Source organism: Lysobacter sp. Root494 (genome assembly GCF_001427225.1).
Classification (GTDB): Bacteria; Pseudomonadota; Gammaproteobacteria; order Xanthomonadales; family Xanthomonadaceae; genus Agrilutibacter.
Window position 1 is genome coordinate 334,067 of record NZ_LMFH01000001.1, and the last position, 17,886, is coordinate 351,952.

Consider the following 17,886-nt stretch of genomic DNA (forward strand, 5'->3'; position numbering starts at 1 on the left):
ACCACGCCCCCTCACCCTGCATCGCTGCGCGATGCTGTCCCTCTCCCCGCAAGCGGGGCGAGGGAGAGGTCGCGTAGTGTGACGGCGTCGCCTAACCGCCCGCGGCTTCGATCGCCGCGTCCTGCGCATCCTTGTCTTTCTGCATCTGGTCCTCGACGGCCTTCGCCTTGTCGAGTGGCGCCTGGATCGCGTCGCGCAGTTCGGTGTGTGCCTGCGCAGCCTGCGGATCCGGCGGTTGATCCTTGTCGGGCGGCTGCGGCTTCGAACAGGCGGTGAGCAACAACAGGGTGCAGCAGAGCAGTCGAAGCATCGCGGCGGTCTCCAGTCTTGCTGCGGGTATGCTACGCCACGTTGCGCAACGACGTAGAGGAAGGCACATGGACCCGAAGCGTTGGCGGCTGGATGGCCAGCTGGCTCTTGTCACCGGCGGCAGCGCTGGCATCGGCCGCGCGATCGCGCGCGAACTGCTGGGATTCGGCGCCGACGTGCTGCTCGCCGCGCGCGACGCAGCGGGACTGGAATCCACGCGCAGCGAGCTGCTCGAGGATTTTCCCGAGCGCGAAGTCAGCACCTTCGTCGCCGACGTCGCCGACGACGAGCAGCGGCGCGAGCTGCTCGACTGGGTCGAGGATTTCGGCGAAGGCCTGCACATCCTCGTCAACAACGCCGGCGGCAACGTCACCAAGCCCGCGACCGATTACACAGAAGACGAATGGCGGCAGATCTTCGAGATCAACCTGTTCTCCGCGTTCGAACTCTCGCGCTACGCCTATCCGCTGCTCACTCGTCATGCGGCCTCGTGCATCGTCAACGTCGGCAGCGTGTCCGGCACGACGCACGTGCGCAGCGGCGCGCCCTACGGCATGAGCAAGGCCGCTGTGCACCAGATGACCCGCAACCTCGCGGTGGAATGGGCCGAGGACGGTGTGCGCGTGAACTGCGTGGCCCCGTGGTACATCCGCACGCGGCGCACCTCCGACAAGCTGGCCGACCCGGATTACCTGGATGAAGTGTTGCTGCGCACGCCGCTGGGGCGCATCGGCGAACCGGAGGAAGTCGCGGCGGCAGTTGCGTTCCTGTGCCTGCCGGCATCGAGTTACGTCACCGGCGAATGCATCGCGGTGGATGGTGGATTTTTGCGCTACGGCTTCTAAGCAGCGCTTTTGATACCGATTTAGATTGCGCCTTGCGCCTTGCGCCTTGCGCCTTGCGCCTTGCGCCTTGCGCCGTTGCGTCTTTGCATTTGCGTTTCGATTTTGCCTTTGCTCGTCATTCCCGCGAAAGCGGGAATCCAGTGTCTTGGCTTCATTCGCCATCGCAAACGCGAAAGGCGCTGGATTCCCGCTTTCGCGGGAATGACGAGCAATAGCAGAGCCACGAGCAACGGCTTCGTCCGAGACGAGCAGCGAGGACCTCGCAGGCACTACTTCAACAACGGCGCCAACGCCTTCCACACGTGATCGCGCAACAACGGCTGTGCCGTCGCCACAGGATGCAGGTTGTCGCCCTGGAACGCCGCGCGATCGCGCGCGATCGGCTCGAGCAGGAACGGCAGCAACGCGACGTCGAACAACTTCGCTAGTTCCCCATAGTTCTGTTCGAACGCGCGCGTGTACTCGGCCCCGTAATTCGGCGGCATGCGCATGCCGACCAGCAGCACCTTCGCGCCGACGCCTTGCGAGGCGCCGATCATGCGCGCGAGGTTCCGGCGCGTTTCCTTTACCGGCAATCCGCGCAGTCCATCGTTGGCGCCCAGTGCGATCACCACCACGCTCGGTCGCACGCGCGCGACTTCGCGTACCACGCGCGCCGCACCACCGGCGCTGGTCTCGCCGCTGATGCTCGCGTTGACCACACGCCAGCCAGGCCTTTCCTTCGCGATGCGCTGTCCGATCAGCGACACCCAGCCTTGCGCGGCATCGAGGCCGTAGGCGGCGGAGAGCGAGTCGCCGAAGACCATCACTGTGGGCGGTGGCAGCGGCGCGACCTTCGCGATGGGCGCGGCCTGCCCGAATGCGCATAGCGAAAGGCCGAATACGAGCAGGAAGCCTTGCACCCGGACTTTCGACCATTGAAGCCAGCGCATCGATGCCTTATGTCCTGAGTTCACCGAATCTCTCCCGAACCGTTACTGCGATCCCGCACGGGACGCAGCCAATGATGGATACCCGTGATGAATAGAGCCGATCCGTCGTCCGTTCAAGTCGTTGCCGTCGGCGCGTCCCATGCACTGGAAGTCACGGGCCTGGGCAAGCGCGTTCCCCTGCCTGCGGGCGAGCTCACCATTCTCGATGACGTGGGTTTCACGATCGAGCGCGGCGACGCGGTGGCGATCGTGGGTGCGTCGGGTTCCGGCAAGAGCACGCTGCTGGCGTTGATGGCCGGCCTCGACGTTCCCAGCAGGGGCCGCGTCGTGCTCGAAGGCGAGCCGATGTCCACGCTCGACGAGGACGGGCGTGCGCGCGTGCGCGGCGAAAAGGTCGGCTTCGTGTTCCAGAGCTTCCAGCTGCTGCCTTCGCTCACCGCGCTGGAAAACGTGATGCTGCCATTGGAGTTGCGCGGCGATGCCGATGCGGAAACGCCGGCGCGCGCGATCCTCTCGCAGGTCGGACTCGGCGAGCGCCTCGGTCATTACCCGCGCCAGCTTTCCGGCGGCGAACAGCAGCGCGTCGCGCTCGCTCGCGCCTTCGTTACCCGGCCTTCGCTGCTGTTCGCGGACGAGCCCACCGGCAACCTCGATACGCGTACCGGCCAGGCGATCATCGAACTGCTGTTCGACCTGAATGCCGCGGCCGGCACCACGCTGGTGCTGGTGACCCACGACGAACACCTCGCGCAGCGCTGCAACCGCATGCTGCGCCTCGATGGCGGTCGGCTGGTGCCTGCATGAAGACCCCGACGTTCACGCTTGCATGGCGGCAGCTGCGGCGCGACCTGAAATCGGGCGACATCCGCATCCTGCTCGCGGCACTGGCGCTGGCCGTGTTCGCGGTGACGGCGATTGGCTTCGTCACCGATCGCGCCGAACGCGCGCTCGCGATCGAAGCCAACCGGCTGATGGGCGGCGATGCGGTCGTGCGCGCCGACGCGCCGATCACCGGCGCCGTTCGCAATGCGGCCAATGCGCCGGGTTTGCGCCACACCGAAACCGTCGAACTCAACTCGATGATCCGGGTGATGCGTGCCGGCAGCACTGATGCCGAAAGCCTGCGCCTGGGCGACCTGCGCGCGCTCGGCGCCGGCTTCCCGCTGCGCGGTGCATTCCGTGTCATCGATGAACATGGCGTCGAGCGCAATGCCGGTGCGATTCCCGAGCGCGGCACGGTGTGGATGAGCCGCGCCGGCGCCGACACGCTCGGCGCATCGATCGGCGACACCGTGCGCCTGGGCGATGCGTCGCTGCGATTGACCGCGCTCGTGGCGCAGGAACCCGATGCGTCGATGGACTACTTCAACGTCGCGCCGAAGGTGTTCCTCAACCTCGCCGACCTGCCGGCGACCGCACTGGTGCAGGAAGGAAGCCGCGTCGGTTACCGGCTCGTCGTCGCGGGCGATGCGGGGCCCGTCGAGCGCTTCGTCGCTTCCGCGCGCGCCGCGCTCGGACGCGGCCAGCGCCTGGAGACCATCGGCCAGGCGCGCCCGGAAATCCGCTCCGCGCTCGATCGCGCCGGGCGATTCCTGGGCCTCGCGGCGATGGTGTCGGTAGTGCTCGCCGCGGTTGCAGTGGCCATGGCGGCACGCCGGCACAGCGCACGGCACCTGTCCGGCGCCGCGGTGATGCGCTGTCTCGGTGCGAGCCAGCGCACGCTGGTCGGCATCCATGTCGGCGAGATGCTGTTGCTGGGCGCGCTGGCGAGCGCGATCGGCATTGCGTTCGCGTTCGTCGCCCAGTGGGCGCTGAGTGACTGGCTCGGTCGCGTGCTGTCGTTGTCGATTCCACCGGCCGGATGGCTGCCTGCATTGCATGGACTTGGCGTCGGACTGGTCGTGTTGCTCGCCTTCGGCGCGCCGCCGGTGCTTGCGCTGCGTCGCGTGTCCGCGTTGCGCGTGCTGCGCCGCGATCTCGACGCGACCGAGCCGAGCGCGTGGCTCACCGCGATCGCCGGCATCGGGGGACTCGGTGCGTTGCTGTGGTGGAAGGCGGGTTCGGCCGTGCTCGGCGGCGCGATGCTGTTCGGCATCGGCGGCACCTTCGTCGTGCTCGCATTGCTGGCGTGGCTGCTGATCGTCGCCGTGCGCCGGTTGCGGCCGCGGCTGCGCGGCAGCCTGCGTTACGGACTCGCCAACGTCAGCCGCCGCGCGGCGACGAGCATCGCGCAGGTGTCGGCGCTCGGCTTGGGGTTGATGGCGCTGTTGCTGCTCACGTTCGTGCGCACCGACCTGCTCGATCGCTGGCAGCTCTCGCTCGCGCAGGACGCACCGAACCGCTTCATCATCAACGTGCAGGACGACCAGGTGCGGCCGGTACGCGAATTCGTCGCCACACAAGGGCTCGCGCCGCCAGTGCTGTATCCGATGGTGCGTGCACGCCTTGTAGCCCACAACGGCAAGGCGGTCGCGAACGCCGCAACGCAGGCGCCTGCCGCGGACGATGCGGATCGCGACGAGATGCGCGCGCGCCGCCGCAGCGAACGCGAGTTCAATCTGTCCTCGGCAACTACCTTGCGCGACGACAACAAGGTGGTCGAAGGACGCTTCTGGAGCACGGGCGGACACATCGCGCCGCAGTTCTCGGTTGAAGAGGACTTCGCCGAATCGCTCGGCTGGAAAGTCGGCGACCGCATCGCCTTCGACGTCGCCGGTCAGCGCCTCGAAGCCCCAATCACCAGCCTGCGCAGCGTGGAGTGGGAGAGCTTCCGGCCCAACTTCTTCGTCATCGCCTCGCCGGGTGCGCTCGACGGCTTTCCCGCCAGTCACATCACCGCGGTCAGCGTGCCGGCGGCGAAGACGCGCTTCACCGCCGATCTTGTCGAGCGTTTCCCCAACGTGTCGGTGATCGACGTCGACGCGGTGCTCAAACAGGTGCGCGCGACCGGCGACCAGGTGTCGATGGTGGTGCAGGTGGTGTTCTGGCTGTCGCTCGCCGCCGGCGTGCTCGTGCTGATGGCTGCGATCAGCGCGAGCCAGGACGAGCGCCTGCTCGAAGGCGGCGTGATGCGCGTGCTCGGCGGCAGCCGCATGCAGCTGCGACTCGCGCAGGCGTCGGAGTTCGCGGCGATCGGATTGATCGCGGGGCTGGTGGCCGCGATCGCGGCATCGGTGCTGTCAGGCGTCATCGCCGATCGCGTGTTCGACCTGCCGTGGAAGCCCGACTGGATGCTCGCCGCCGTTGGAGGTGGGCTCGGCATGCTGGCCGCGCTCGGCGCAGGATTGTTCGCGACACGGCGCGTGCTGGATGCGCCGCCCAGCGTGACGCTACGCGAACTGCAGGGGTGAGGAGGGCCTGCTTGCGCGGCACTGCCGCGCGGGCCATCCGAACGCCCGGCGCGCTGCGCCGGGCCGGGTGAGCAGGTGTTGGCCCATCTGCGCTTGGCAGTCAGACTCTGTTGAACGTCAGGATCCGATGAAGCGCGCGAATCCCTGCACGAACTCGCCCAGCAGCTTGCGCGTGGGGTCGTCGGCGAGTTCGCCTTCCGCATCCATCAACGTGTGCGCGCGGGAGACCTGCAGGCGTCCGCCGGACCAGTAACGCACCCTCAGCGTGCGCAGCACCGGCAGCCACGCGCTCTGCGCGAGGATCGTGCCGAAGCCGCCGGGTGAGGCGCCGATCACCGCGAAGGGCCGGTCGCCGAACACGCGCGGGATGTCGTCCGCAGGGCGCGACAGCCAGTCGATCGCGTTCTTGAAGACACCGGGAATGCCGTTGTTGTATTCGGGCGTGCACAACAGCACACCGTCGCTGGCGACCACGCGTTCCTTCAATTCCTTCACTGCAGCGGGCAGGCCATCGTGCTGCTCGACATCGCCGTCGTAGAGCGGAATGCCGTGCAGCGTGACGACTTCGAGCTTCACGTCCGCGCCTGCGGCGGCCTGTGCGGCACGCAGCAGCGCGGTGTTGAAGGAGCGGCTGCGCAAGCTGCCGGAAATGCCGAGGATCGTGGCCATCGAACGACTCCGTGGGTGGGAGAAATGATTCAAGCGCGTTGTAACAGCCGCGCGCTCGCCGAAGGTGATGGCTCACGCCGTCGGCAGTGCAGCCATCATCGATGTCGCGATCCGCACCTCGCCTTCGAGGACGTTATGGATTGGACAGGCGTTGGCGATCTGCAGCAAACGCGCGTGCTGCTCGGCCGTCAGTTCGCCCTGCAGCGTGATGCGCCGGGTGATGTCGGTGCCCGAGGCGGGCTTGCCCTGCGGATTGAACTGCAGTTCCACTTCGACCGCCGCCAACGGCCAGTGCTTGCGCGCCGCGTACATCTGCAACGTGATGATCGTGCACGCGCCGAGGCTGGACAGGAGAAGGCGCGTCGGATCGGGGCCGAGGTTGGCGCCGCCCTTGTCCGGCGGCTCGTCGCCGATCCAGGTATGGGCGAGGTCGTCGGTGAGCGAAACGGTGTAGGGCACGGCGCCGCTGCGCGCATGGACGGTCGAAAGCGTGGTCATTCGATGGAGTTCCCCTTGAGTTCAGCCGCCGCGTTCGCTGGTGATTACCGCACCTTCACGCATCGCCTTGGTGACCGGCGTGTTGGCGACGATCTCGAGCAGCCGCGTCCATTGTTCGTCGCTCAGCGGCTGGTCCGAGTGCAGCGTGCGATGCACGTGCACCTTGCCGTCGTCATCGAAGCTCAGCGCGAGTTCCGCGCGGAATTCACCGAGGTTCCAGCCCTTGCGCTCCGCATACATGCGCAAGGTGATTGCGGTGCAGGCCGCGAGCGAGGCGAGGTAGTAGTCGAACGGCGCAGGCGCCTGGCCCTGCCCCCCGAGCGTCTTGTGCTCGTCGGTGTCCAGGTCGAAGCGGCCCGCGTGGATGTGGTGGAGGTAGTGCGTATCGGTGGAAGTCACCGTGGCCGTGCCGATTTTTCTCACGAGACACTCTCCTGCGATCGCCTGTTGTGAAAAGTACGCGACGGCCCGGGCGATGGAAACAACAATCGCGCGACAGGCTGTCGCGTGGCGTGCAACGTTCCGGGATTCCGCGTGGCGTCGGCTACTGCTTGCCGCAGGTGCTGTCGCGCACGACGCGCATCACCCGTTGCACCTCGGCGTCGGCTTCGGCACGGTTTTCGGGTGCACCGAACTGCAGCGCCGACTGGACTTCGCGCAGGCGCCGCCGCCAGCTGTCGCACAGCGCGCCGTCGGGCACCCGCTGGCACTGGTCGGTCTTCATTTCGCACGCGGACACGTTGTTGCTCTCGATCACGCCGCTGAGCCCGGTCGGATTGAGCGTCACGCATCGCGGTGCCGGCGCGCCGACTTCGCTGAAGTAGGTGTCGTCGTTGTAGGTGCGGCACTCGTAGAGCCAGGGCGGTGGCAGGCGATCGGAGTCCGCGATCGTCGTTTCCGGCGCCGGTGCGATCGGGGGCTCGGCAGGAACTGCGGCGGGCGGGAGCGCACTCACCATCGCGCGCGGCGCCGGTCGCACGGGAGGCGCCGCAGAAGGCGAGGGAACGGATGTAGGCGCCAGCGCGGCCGGCGCGGCTTCCATCACCCGGCGCTCCTGCTTGCTGCCCTTGGGGCAGGGCGTGCCGTTCTGGATCGTCAGTGCGCCGCTGGCGTCGGTGCAGCGATAGATCACGACGGTGCCTTGCGCGGAGGCGGTCTGCGCACTCGCGAACGCGATCAGGCCAAGCAACGCCACGGCCGGAACCCAACGGCGTTCTGATTGCAGCACCAGGTCGAAAACAGATCGGAACGTGCTCATCAGCTGCCTCCGCAATCATTGGCCAGGCGCGCGTCGATGCCACGGGTTTCGCGATCGATCTGCGCGCGTTCGCTGGGTTGCGCGATATTCCAGCGGCGGTTGAGTTCGTAACGTTCGTCCCGCAGGCGGTCGCACACTTCGCCTTGCGGCAGGCGCTGGCAGACATCGCGAATCCATTGCCCGGTTGGCATCGCCGGCACCAGTACCGGCTGCGAGGACGGAAAGCGCTCGCCGATGCGCACGTTGCCGCTGACATTGCCGCTGCGCACGCCGATGTTCGCGCTGTAGCCGCCGCCACCGGGACGGATCGGATAGGCGGGATAACCGTAGGTCCACAGCGGTTCCCAGCGTGCGTGGCCTTCGCCCGTGTCGCTCGTGTAACGCTCGCCGTCTGGCGTCACGCACTCGTACAGCGGTTGCGGCGGCGTCACCATCACGTAGCGCGGCCCGGGTTCGCGTGGCGTTGCGACCGCGGGTGCGGGCGGAGGTGCCGGGCGCGGCGGCGGATCGGTTGGACGGACCATGTTGCGCGCTTCCTGCTGCTCGCCCTTGCGGCATGGCGTGTCGCGCAGGGTCAGATGGCCCTTTGCGTCGGTGCAGCGATAGATGGTCACTTCCGCCGCACGTGCCGCGGGCATCGCCAACAAGGCGGTGAGGCTCAACAGCAGGAAGCGGCCGTGGCGTTTCATGGCGGCATCTTGCGCCGGTGCGCGTGAGCAGGGAAGCGGGAGAGCCAGGTGCGTTGGCCCGGTTTCAGCCTGGGGAGCTGTCTCCGTGGCGGACACGTTGCGCACGAGGAGACGGAGTTGCCGGACTGAACGGATCGTGCGGCGAGCACGCGCTACGAGTTCTTCAGAGCCGCAGAACGGAGCCAGTCAGTGCATCACGGATGGCGGTGGGCGCGGACAGGCCGCCGGTTTCGCCTTCCGCGACACCATCGACCTGCGCGAGCAGCCGCGGATCCAGTGCCTCGCGCGAGAACGCAGGTGGCTCGCCCGCCAGGTTCGCACTGGTGGACACCAGTGGCGCGCCGAAGTGTTCGCACAACGCGATCACAAGCGGATGGTCGCTCACGCGCACCGCGACGCCGGTGTGCTCGCCGGTGATCCAGCGCGGCACGCGCGACGTCGCCGGCACGATCCAGGTGTTGGGTCCGGGCCAGCTCGCGTCGGCCGCCGCGACACGGTCGGGCGGCAGCCCGCTCCAGTCGAGCAGGCCATCGAACTGCGCGCGGCGTGCAGCGACGAGGATCAATCCCTTCGCGACTTCGCGCTGTTTGATCGCGAGCAGGCGCAGCACCGCGCCTTCATCAAACGGATCGCAGCCCAGCCCCCACACGGCTTCCGTCGGATAGGCGATCACGCCGCCGCGCCGCAGCGCGGCGATCGACTCGGAGATCGATAGCGGGAGCGAACTCATCGTCCGCACCGATCAGAAGGGCGGCTTGTCGGCGGTGGCCTTCGCGACTTTCTTCGCCGCCTTCTTCACCGTTTTCTTCGCCGCCGTCTTGCTGGTTTTCTTCGTCGCCTTCTTGGCGGCCTTCTTCGCCGGCGCCTTCCTTGCGGCGGTTGTTGTTTCCGCCGTCTTCGCCGCGGTCTTGGTCGCCTTCTTGACCGCCGGCTCCTTCTTCGCCGCCGCCTTCTTGCCGAAGCGGCCACGCATCGGCTTGCCGGTTTCTTCCAGCAGCTTGGTCACTTCTTCCAGCGTCAGCGAAGCCGGCTCGCGATCCTTCGGAATGCGCCCGTTGAGCTTGCCGTCGCTGATATACGGACCGAAGCGGCCGTTGAGCACCTGGATGTCGCTGCCCGGGAATTCCTTGATGATGCGGTTGCGCGCGATCTCTTCCTTCTCGTCGATCAGGAACACCGCGCGGGCGAGGTCGATCGTGTACGGATCGTCTTCCTTCTTCAGCGATGCATACACGCTGCCGCGCTTGGCGAACGGACCGAAGCGGCCGACGCCGACGCTGACTTCCTCGCCGTTGCTCTCGCCTAGCTTGCGTGGCAGCTTGAACAGTTCGAGCGCGTCTTCCATCGAGATGGTGTGCATCGACTGGCCCGGACGCAGCGAGGCGAACTGCAGCTTCTCGTCGGTGTCCTTGTTGCCGATCTGCGCGTACGGCCCAAAGCGCCCCAGGCGCACGCTCACCGGCTTGCCGGACTTGGGATCGGTGCCGAGTTCGCGCGCGCCGGTGGCTTCGCTGCGATCGACCGATTCGGTCTTCTCGCTGACCAGTTCCTTGAACGGGCCCCAGAACTTCTCCATCAGCGGGATCCAGTCCTCCTCGCCGCGCGAGACGGCGTCGAGTTCGTCCTCGAGCTTGGCGGTGAAGTCGTAGTCGACGTAGCGGGTGAAGTGCGAGCTGAGGAAGTTGGACACCGCGCGGCCAACGTCGGTCGGACGGAAGGCGCGGCCTTCCATCTCCACGTACTTGCGGAACTGCAGTGTCTGGATGATCGAGGCGTAGGTCGAGGGACGGCCGATGCCGTATTCCTCCAGCGCCTTCACCAGTGCGGCTTCGGTGAAGCGCGGCGGCGGCTGGGTGAAGTGCTGGTCGGCGTGGATGCGATCGAGCGGCACGCGGTCGCCGGTCTTCATCTGCGGCAGCTTGCGGCCTTCGTCCTCGTCTTCCGACATTTTGGTGTCCTTGCCTTCCTCGTAGACGGCGAGGAAGCCAGGATCGACGACCGTCGTGCCGGAAGCGCGGAAGCTGTGCTCGGAGCCGGCGGCGAGATCGACCGACACCGTGTTGAGCGTGGCCGGCACCATCTGCGAGGCGACGGCGCGCTTCCACACCAGTTCGTAGAGCTTGCGTTCGTCGTCGCTGAGGAAACGCGCGACCTGCGCCGGCGTGCGCAATGCGGAAGTCGGACGCACGGCTTCATGCGCTTCCTGCGCGTTCTTCGACTTCGTCGTGTAGGCGTTGGGCTTGTCGGGCAGCGCGTGCGTGCCGAAGTCGCGCGCGATCACGTCGCGGATCTCCCCCAGCGCGTCCTGCGAGAGCGCGACCGAGTCGGTACGCATGTAGGTGATCAGGCCGACGGTGCCTTCCTCGCCGACAGTCACGCCTTCGTACAGTTTCTGCGCGACCTGCATGGTCTTGCGCGTGGTGAAGCCGAGCTTGCGTGCGGCTTCCTGCTGCAGCGTGGACGTGGTGAATGGCGCGGCGGGGCGGCGCTTGCGCTCCTTGCTGACGACATCGGTGACGTGCAAGGCGCCCGCGGCAGCCTTCACGATGCGCTGGCGCGCGGCTTCGGCGGTGTCACCGTCGGTGACGGTGAACTGTTCGAACTTCTTGCCGTCAAGTTTGGTGAGCCTGGCGGTGAACGGCTGCTTGGGATGCGCGCACTCGGCTTCGATCGACCAGTATTCGCGCGCGATGAAGGCTTCGATCTCTTCCTCACGCTCGACGATCATGCGCAGCGCCGGCGACTGCACGCGGCCAGCGGACAGACCGCGCTGCACCTTGCGCCACAGCACCGGCGACAGGTTGAAGCCGACGAGGTAGTCGAGAGCGCGCCGCGCCTGCTGCGCATCGACCAGGTCACTGGCGATCTTGCGCGGCTGGGTCATTGCTTCCTTGATCGCGCGCGGCGTGATCTCGGTGAAGACGACGCGGTGCAGTTCCTTGCCCTTGAGCAGGCCGCGCTCCTTCAGGATCTCGGCGATGTGCCAGCTGATGGCTTCACCCTCGCGGTCCGGGTCGGTCGCGAGGAAGAGGTTGTCGGCGGACTTGGCGGCCTTGGCGATGGCGTCGACGTGCTTCTCGTTCTTCTCGATCAGGTCGTAACGCATGGCGAAGCCGTTGTCGGGATCGACCGCGCCCTCCTTCGGCACCAGGTCGCGCACATGGCCGTACGAGGCCAGGACGGTGAAGTCCTTGCCGAGGTACTTGTTGATCGTCTTGGCCTTGGCGGGCGACTCGACGATGAGGAGGTTCTTGGCCATGGGGGTCCAGTTCCGGGCGTCCCGGGATCACGGGGGAGGAACGCCAAACGACGGCAGAGAAGGCAACGCCCGGGGCAGGGCCACGGGCGTCGAGGGCTGTTTTTCTTTTTTTAGTGGAATCACGGCGGGGCCGGGGCTGTCAAGCCGGGGCGTCCGGGGCTGCGACGGGCGGCCGGTCAGGCCGGACCTGACCGGTAGCTTGTGCTTATTGGGCGCCCGCGGCCAGACCCAGGCCGATCAGGGCGAAAATCAGCAGGAAGTAGCCGACTACCAGCACGCAGGCGATCACCGAGATCACGACTGTGAGTGTTCCGAGCTCGTGCCGCTGGCGTTCCGGATGCCCGGTGAAGGCCCACCGATCCACAACCAGTGTGCTGGCGACCATGTCGTGGAGGGCGCGCTTGCGTTCGGTGAAGCCGGCCATGATGTAGCCGATGCACAGGATCAGGCTGCTGAGGATCGTGGCGAAGAAGCGGCCGAAGCCGCGCCAGAAGGTGATGGGTTCACCATCGTCGTCGGTGACCTTGATGCCTACGGCCATCTTGCCCAGCGTGGCCTGGTGGCTGGACGAATGCATCCAGGCGAAATACGCCGCCATGCCGACGATCTCGACGATGTAGAACAGCACGAACGTGAGGCCCATGCCGCTCATGGCGGCGGCCGGGTCACGCGTGCCCGAGGCGCTTACCGCGAGGCCGACGCCCATGATCGCGCCGAGGATGCCGAACACGATGCCGAGCACGAACGTGTCGATGGTGTAGGCGGCAAACCGCTTCCAGAATCCCGCGTAGACGACTTCGCCACCGGCGACATAGTCGCTGCCGCCATGGACGGCGGCGCGCGGTGGTGCGTAAGGCGAGTGCGGTTCCGCCATCGCATACGGATTGGTGCCTGCGGACAACGTGCTCGTTGACGAGAGCGTGCCCAGAGAAGACACAGTGCTTTGGTTTGACGACGCTTGCGCCGGTGCTGCCGACTGCAAGCGTTCCGCCATCGCGTACGGGTTCACGCCAGCCGACAACGGCACGGCTTCCATCGCCGGTGATGCGACCCCCGCGGCTTCGTTCAGCGCCTGCGTCATCACTTCGCGCCACGCGCGCCACTGCGGCATGCCTTCGCGCCACACCAGCGTGTCGGGCTGCAGCTGTCCGGCGTGGTGCAGGTCGGCGAGGTCGCGCGCGGCGACGGGGCCGAGGCGGTTGCGTTCGTAATCGCTGTAGTACCAGTCGCTCATGTGGGCATGCTCGTATCGGCGTGGTCAGGTGGGTGTCGCGTTCGGGGTGGTGCGGCATTGCCGCGGCCGGTAACGGTCGGGCAGGTTGCCACCGTTGCAGGCCCAGGATTCCGCCGCTTCGTCACTGGCTTCAAACAACAGCGTGGTGCCGTTGGTTTGCGTGCCTATCGCCCGCAGCGTGATCTCGAAGGCGCAACGGCCACCCTCGAGCGTGCCGACGCGCACCGCAGCCACGCGCGGGTTCTGGCGGAGTTGCTGGAGCGGGGTGGCGATGCCCGCGCTGTCGTCGTCGGGACACGTGCTTTCGCTGGCCACGTGCGTGGCGATCGCATGCTCGAGCGACGTGGCGCCGGCAATGACTTCCATCACCTTCGCCCGCTGCACGTAATCGTTGTAGGCCGGTATCGCGATCGCGGCGAGGATGCCGACGACCGGCACCGCCAGCGCCGCACAGATGATCAGCGCGATCAGGCAGCCGGACATGCGCGGTTTCTTCGGCATCGCGCGTACCGGGGTGAATCCGGGTGGCGGCTCGTTGCCGGGAAGCGGTGGCGGTTGGCTCGGATCGGGGGCGATCGCATCGAGCCCCAGTTCGCCGGCCATGTTCGCCAGTGGTTGCCACTGCGCCATGCCGTCGCGCCAGGCCAGGCTGTCGTACCGCACTCTGCGCTGGCGGTAATGGTCGCGCAGCTCGTCCGCGGACAAGGGCCCGATGCGGTTGCGGGTGTCGTCGGCGTAGTACCACGAGGTCATGTGCGTATCCGTGCTCGGCCGCGGGAGCGGCATTCGTGGGGGCGGTCTTCTTCGGCAAGCGTTCCGCCACTGCATTCCCAGGCGAATTCGTTGCCGTCCCGATAGCCTTCGTAGCGGAGCGTCCTGCCGTCGAGCGGCGTGCCGCCTCCTGGCTTGCGGGCGTTGATGGCGACTTCGAAAGCGCAGCCGCCATCGATCGTCGCGAACCTGACGTCGGCAGAAAAGCGTTGGCGGATTTCGTTGCGCAGGTTGACCACGCGCGGATCATCGTTGCGCAGGCAGCGGCCGGTGCGCAGCGCGTAATCGCCAGCAACCTGCTTGAGCCCGTTCGCAAGCCCGTCCATCGACCCGAGCCGCGTCGCGCGCTGTGCGTAGTCGCGATAGCCCGACAGCGTCATCGAACCGAGCACGAGCAGCGCGGGTATGCCGAGCACGCCGGCGACGATCAGCACGATCGCGGTGGTCGGAAGCGTTCTTTTATCGCGCAAGGGCGCGCGTGAATACTTGCTGCGCGGGGTCGTGATCGACGCATGCGTCGGAATCGGCGCAGGTGCAGGAGTGTTCGCAGGCAGTGGCGGCGGACGCGTAGTGTCGATTTGCAGTGTTTCAAGGCCGATGTCCGGCGCCATGCGTTCGAGCGGCTGCCATTCGCGCAGGCCGTGGTGCCACACCAGCGTGTCGCGCTGGATGCGGCGGTCCTGGAAGCGTTTGCGGAGTTCTTCGGCGGACAGCGGCCCGATGCGACCCTCGCCAGGGTCATGGTAATACCAGTCGATCATCGCCTCCCCCCGAGGCTCGTCCCTGAAACCGGATCGCATCGCATCCGCCCGCAATTCCCCGGGCAGTGATGCCGCGGCTAATGTACCGGTTCGGGTTCGTCCGCGAACATCTGAGTCTCCATCCAGGCGTACGCAGCTTCGCTGCCGGGCTGGTTGAACAGCACCATCAGCACGACCCACTTGAGGTCGTCGAGGTCGAGCTGGTCCTGGTCCAGTGCCATGGCGCGGTCGAGGACGAGCTCGCGCTGGTCTGCGTCGAGAATGCCGTGTTGCTCGAGGAACAGCAGGAAGCCGCGGCATTCGACGTCGAGCTTGTCGAGCTCGGGGCCGAAGTAGACGCGGGTGGGGCCGTTGGCGCGCGGACTAGTCGTGCTGGGGCGCTGCGAAGCCAGCGCATCCAGCCACTCGAAGGCCTTGTTGATTTCGGCTGGACTGAAGCCGGCCTGGCCGAGCTCCTCGAAGAGCGGGCCGCTGCGGAGCGAATCGTGGTCGCGGACGAGGTCGGCGTCTTCGGTGAAATAGTGTTCGAACAGGTACAGCAGGACGTCCAGAATGCTCTCTTTCATTTCCCTCGGCCTGCGCCGCTGGCGGCGCGATGGGCGGGTTGGGGCTTACTTGGCTGCCGCACGAACCGTGCCCCTGCGTGGTGATCTCGGGGCGGACTCATCGACTCCGGTGGTACCGGCCGTGTTGCGTTGTCACCCGGCCGTCAAGCTCCATGAGCAGGAGCATGGAGGACAGTTCGGCAGGCGTCAATCCGGTTCGTTCCACCAATTGGTCCATACCTGTGGGGTCATGTCCAAGCGCCTTCCACAACTTCTGGTAGTCGGCATCCTGACTTGGCCCACCCGGGCCTGAAGCCCGGAAGCGATCGTCGTTGCCGCTGGTGGCAGTGGCCTGACAGGTCATACGGATCATCGAAGTGGGGTCGCCCAGCCGTCGCCGCAAGTCGCCGGCCAGTTCCCGCGCGGTCGGTGCCAGCGCCGCGATCACTTCGTCAGCGGTCTCCACCAGCGCTGCACCGTCGCGGATCAGGCGATGGCAGCCGCGCGCGAGTGGGTTGTGGATCGAGCCGGGAACCGCGAACACTTCGCGTCCGGCTTCGGCGGCCTGCCGGGCGGTGATCAGTGCGCCGGAACGCTCGGCGGCTTCGATCACCAGCGTGCCCAGCGACAGTCCGGCGAGGATGCGGTTGCGGCTGGGGAAGTGCTCAGCCCGCGCGCCCGTAGCCGGCAGGTGTTCGCTGACGACGGCGCCAGCTTCAGCGACGCGTGCATGCAGCGCGGCGTGGCCGCGCGGATAAGCCACGTCGGTGCCAGTGCCCAGCACGGCGATCGTCGACCCATTTGCGTTGAGCGCGGCTTCGTGCGCGGCGGCATCGACTCCTGCCGCGAGACCGCTGGCAACGACGAATCCGGCATTCGCGATGGCGCGTGCGAATACCGCGGCGTTGTCTCGGCCGCCGGGTGTTGCGGCGCGGCTACCCACGACCGCCACGCCCGGATGCCAGAGCAGCGCCGGATCGCCCGCGACGAAGAGCGCGAACGGCGCGTTCGGACTGCGCCGGAGCAGTGGTGGGTAGTCGGGATCGGACCAGTCGACCAGATGGTGATTGGGCTGCGCCAGCCACTGTTTGGCGTTTTCGAGCGTCACCTCATCCGGTTTGAGCAGCGCGCTGATCTGCGCATCCGAAAGCCGGCATGCGCGCCAGAGCGCGGAGCCCTCGCGCAGGGCGGAGGACGGTGAGCGTTCGTGATCGAGCAGGGCCTTGCGTGGCGCGGCGGCTCCGCCGGCCGCGACCAACCGCAGCAGCGCATCGATGTCGTCGTCGGTATGCATCTGCACAGGCTACGCAGCGCGAAATTCGCGCGCAGCCGGATTCGTCTGCGTGTCTGTGTGGGAGTTTTCCGAAATGATTGACGAGCCGCGATGTGCGCCAGCAGTCGGCAGCAGCCCGCGATAGCTATAAGTGAGGGGCTAACGGCGCGCGAGGAACCACAAAAAACAACGGCGCCCAAGGGCGCCGTTGCGGATCGCGAACCGACAGAAGGATCAGTACGGCGCGTCGGGATGCTTCAACTCGTAGCCGACGCGGGTCGGGCGGATGCTGTCCATCACCAGCGCGTAGCTGACCTTGTCGAAGGTGCGGAACACCATCATGTGGCCGGCGAATTCATCCGGCAGGCGCACCTTGTTGCCCGCGCCCACGGTGTCATAGCTGCGGTCGTCGCCGACTGCCACGCGGTCGACGGCATTGCTGCCCACGCGCCAGCTCGAGAAGACGGTGCCGTTGTCGACGCCGTCGCGCGAACCCACCGACAGCGCCACCACGTCACGCGGTCCACCGGTGCTGATCATGTCGGCGACGGCAAGCACCTTGGCCTGACCGTAGGCGAACTCCTGCTTCGGCGGATGCGGGAAAAACTGCAGGTCATACGGTTGGGCTTCGACCGGGATCAGGCGATCCCCGACGCGGACTTCGCGGCCGGTGTCGTCGACGACGAGCGTGCTGGCTTCGGCCTGGCCGACTTCGCCGCGGCTGACTGTGGCGGTGGTGACCTGCATCAGTTCGTAGCCGAGGAATTCGCCGCGGGTCGCCGGAATCTGGTGGTTCCAGAGCTGCTCGGTGCCCTTGGTCATGCGGCCGCGGAAATCGAGATCGTCCGGCTTCTGCGTGGTGACGTCGCAGCAGCGCTTCGGATTGATGCCGGTGTAGCGCATCGTCGGACGCACGATCGCGTAGCGCTGGCCGGCCTGGGCGCCGGCGAGACCGCGGACGTAGGCGACCTGGTCGAGCGAGGCGCGCAGCCGGTCTTCTTCCAGGCCGACCACGTAGGGCAGGTCTTCGAATTCGTCGACGACGCGCAGGTTCTTCAGGAACGGTTCGACCTGCGACAGCGGCACGCCGGTGACCGGGGCTTCCTCACGCGGGCCCGGAGCCACGGCCACGCGGTCGAGGTAGGCGAGCGAGATCACGTCGCCCGGATAGATGAGATGGGGATTCTTGATCTGTGGGTTGGCCTGCCAGATCTCCGGCCACAGCCACGGACGCTTCAGGAACTTGCCCGCGATGTCCCACAGGGTGTCGCCACGGCGCACGGTGTAGGTGTCGGGGTGGTCGCCCCGCATTTCCTGGGCCACACCGACGGTGGCGATGGTCAGGAGCGCAGCGGTAAGAACCGTGCGGATAGGTTTAAGCATGGCGGCCATGTATCTGATTCCCCTTGCCAGTTTTCCCCAACGGCTCGGGCACTATAGCCCAGAAGATGCGCGTGTTTGCAAGCTTTCAGCGGGCTTGCCGGGGTTACAAT

18 protein-coding genes are annotated in these 17,886 nt (G+C 66.9%); 3 read left to right on the forward strand and 15 right to left on the reverse strand.

Annotated features, from left to right (window positions below; genetic code table 11):
* Positions 1-91: 91 nt before the first annotated feature.
* Positions 92-310, reverse strand: a complete 219-nt coding sequence (locus tag ASD14_RS01350; RefSeq protein WP_056127768.1) for a hypothetical protein — start codon at positions 308-310, stop codon at positions 92-94.
* A gap of 67 nt (positions 311-377) precedes the next feature.
* On the opposite strand from ASD14_RS01350, the gene ASD14_RS01355 reads away from it, so the two are divergent.
* Positions 378-1,154, forward strand: coding sequence for an SDR family oxidoreductase (locus ASD14_RS01355; protein WP_056127771.1), 777 nt, complete (start codon positions 378-380; stop codon positions 1,152-1,154).
* Between the two features lie 269 nt (positions 1,155-1,423).
* Here the strand turns inward: ASD14_RS01355 and ASD14_RS01360 are convergent, their stop codons facing one another.
* Positions 1,424-2,086: an arylesterase gene (locus ASD14_RS01360; RefSeq protein ID WP_082538655.1), complete on the reverse strand. Its 663-nt coding sequence runs from the start codon at positions 2,084-2,086 to the stop codon at positions 1,424-1,426.
* A gap of 87 nt (positions 2,087-2,173) precedes the next feature.
* On the opposite strand from ASD14_RS01360, the gene ASD14_RS01365 reads away from it, so the two are divergent.
* Both ASD14_RS01365 and ASD14_RS01370 read left to right on the forward strand, forming a co-directional pair.
* Entirely contained in the window at positions 2,174-2,890 is a 717-nt protein-coding gene (locus ASD14_RS01365) for an ABC transporter ATP-binding protein (RefSeq protein WP_056127774.1), read from the forward strand.
* The gene (locus tag ASD14_RS01370; RefSeq protein ID WP_056127778.1) at positions 2,887-5,436 is read left to right on the forward strand and encodes an FtsX-like permease family protein; all 2,550 of its coding nucleotides are present in this window, start codon (positions 2,887-2,889) and stop codon (positions 5,434-5,436) included. Before ASD14_RS01365 ends, ASD14_RS01370 begins: the two co-directional genes overlap by 4 nt.
* A gap of 117 nt (positions 5,437-5,553) precedes the next feature.
* Here the strand turns inward: ASD14_RS01370 and ASD14_RS01375 are convergent, their stop codons facing one another.
* The 13 genes from ASD14_RS01375 to ASD14_RS01435 all read right to left on the reverse strand — a co-directional run bounded on the left by ASD14_RS01375 (position 5,554) and on the right by ASD14_RS01435 (position 17,776).
* Positions 5,554-6,105, reverse strand: a complete 552-nt coding sequence (locus ASD14_RS01375) for an NADPH-dependent FMN reductase (RefSeq protein ID WP_056127781.1) — start codon at positions 6,103-6,105, stop codon at positions 5,554-5,556.
* 72 nt (positions 6,106-6,177) lie between these two features.
* A complete protein-coding gene (locus ASD14_RS01380) occupies positions 6,178-6,603 on the reverse strand; it encodes an OsmC family protein (RefSeq protein WP_056127784.1) in 426 nt (141 codons plus the stop codon).
* 21 nt (positions 6,604-6,624) lie between these two features.
* Entirely contained in the window at positions 6,625-7,017 is a 393-nt protein-coding gene (locus ASD14_RS01385) for an OsmC family protein (RefSeq protein WP_157475007.1), read from the reverse strand.
* A 130-nt stretch (positions 7,018-7,147) separates the two neighbouring features.
* Positions 7,148-7,861: a DUF4124 domain-containing protein gene (locus tag ASD14_RS01390; RefSeq protein WP_056127790.1), complete on the reverse strand. Its 714-nt coding sequence runs from the start codon at positions 7,859-7,861 to the stop codon at positions 7,148-7,150.
* Positions 7,861-8,550 (reverse strand): DUF4124 domain-containing protein, encoded by a 690-nt coding sequence (locus tag ASD14_RS01395; RefSeq protein WP_056127793.1) that lies wholly within the window; start codon positions 8,548-8,550, stop codon positions 7,861-7,863. The genes ASD14_RS01390 and ASD14_RS01395 overlap by 1 nt, the downstream gene beginning before the upstream one ends.
* Positions 8,551-8,713: 163 nt before the next feature.
* Positions 8,714-9,280 carry a Sua5/YciO/YrdC/YwlC family protein gene (locus ASD14_RS01400; protein WP_056127795.1) on the reverse strand — a complete coding sequence of 189 codons (567 nt, stop codon included), beginning with the start codon at positions 9,278-9,280 and terminating at the stop codon, positions 8,714-8,716.
* Positions 9,281-9,292: 12 nt separating this feature from the next.
* Entirely contained in the window at positions 9,293-11,809 is a 2,517-nt protein-coding gene (locus ASD14_RS01405) for a DNA topoisomerase I (protein WP_056127798.1), read from the reverse strand.
* A gap of 205 nt (positions 11,810-12,014) precedes the next feature.
* Complete coding sequence (locus tag ASD14_RS01410) at positions 12,015-13,043, reverse strand: RDD family protein (RefSeq protein WP_056127803.1); 1,029 nt, start codon at positions 13,041-13,043, stop codon at positions 12,015-12,017.
* A gap of 24 nt (positions 13,044-13,067) precedes the next feature.
* Positions 13,068-13,796, reverse strand: a complete 729-nt coding sequence (locus tag ASD14_RS16595) for a GYF domain-containing protein (protein WP_056127806.1) — start codon at positions 13,794-13,796, stop codon at positions 13,068-13,070.
* Positions 13,793-14,575 carry a GYF domain-containing protein gene (locus tag ASD14_RS01420; RefSeq protein WP_056127808.1) on the reverse strand — a complete coding sequence of 261 codons (783 nt, stop codon included), beginning with the start codon at positions 14,573-14,575 and terminating at the stop codon, positions 13,793-13,795. The genes ASD14_RS16595 and ASD14_RS01420 overlap by 4 nt, the downstream gene beginning before the upstream one ends.
* Before the next feature lie 77 nt (positions 14,576-14,652).
* Entirely contained in the window at positions 14,653-15,141 is a 489-nt protein-coding gene (locus ASD14_RS01425) for a DUF494 family protein (protein ID WP_056127810.1), read from the reverse strand.
* Between the two features lie 97 nt (positions 15,142-15,238).
* Complete coding sequence (gene dprA / locus ASD14_RS01430; protein WP_056128839.1) at positions 15,239-16,414, reverse strand: DNA-processing protein DprA; 1,176 nt, start codon at positions 16,412-16,414, stop codon at positions 15,239-15,241.
* Between the two features lie 213 nt (positions 16,415-16,627).
* Positions 16,628-17,776, reverse strand: coding sequence for a LysM peptidoglycan-binding domain-containing protein (locus ASD14_RS01435; RefSeq protein WP_056128841.1), 1,149 nt, complete (start codon positions 17,774-17,776; stop codon positions 16,628-16,630).
* Positions 17,777-17,886 lie beyond the last annotated feature (110 nt).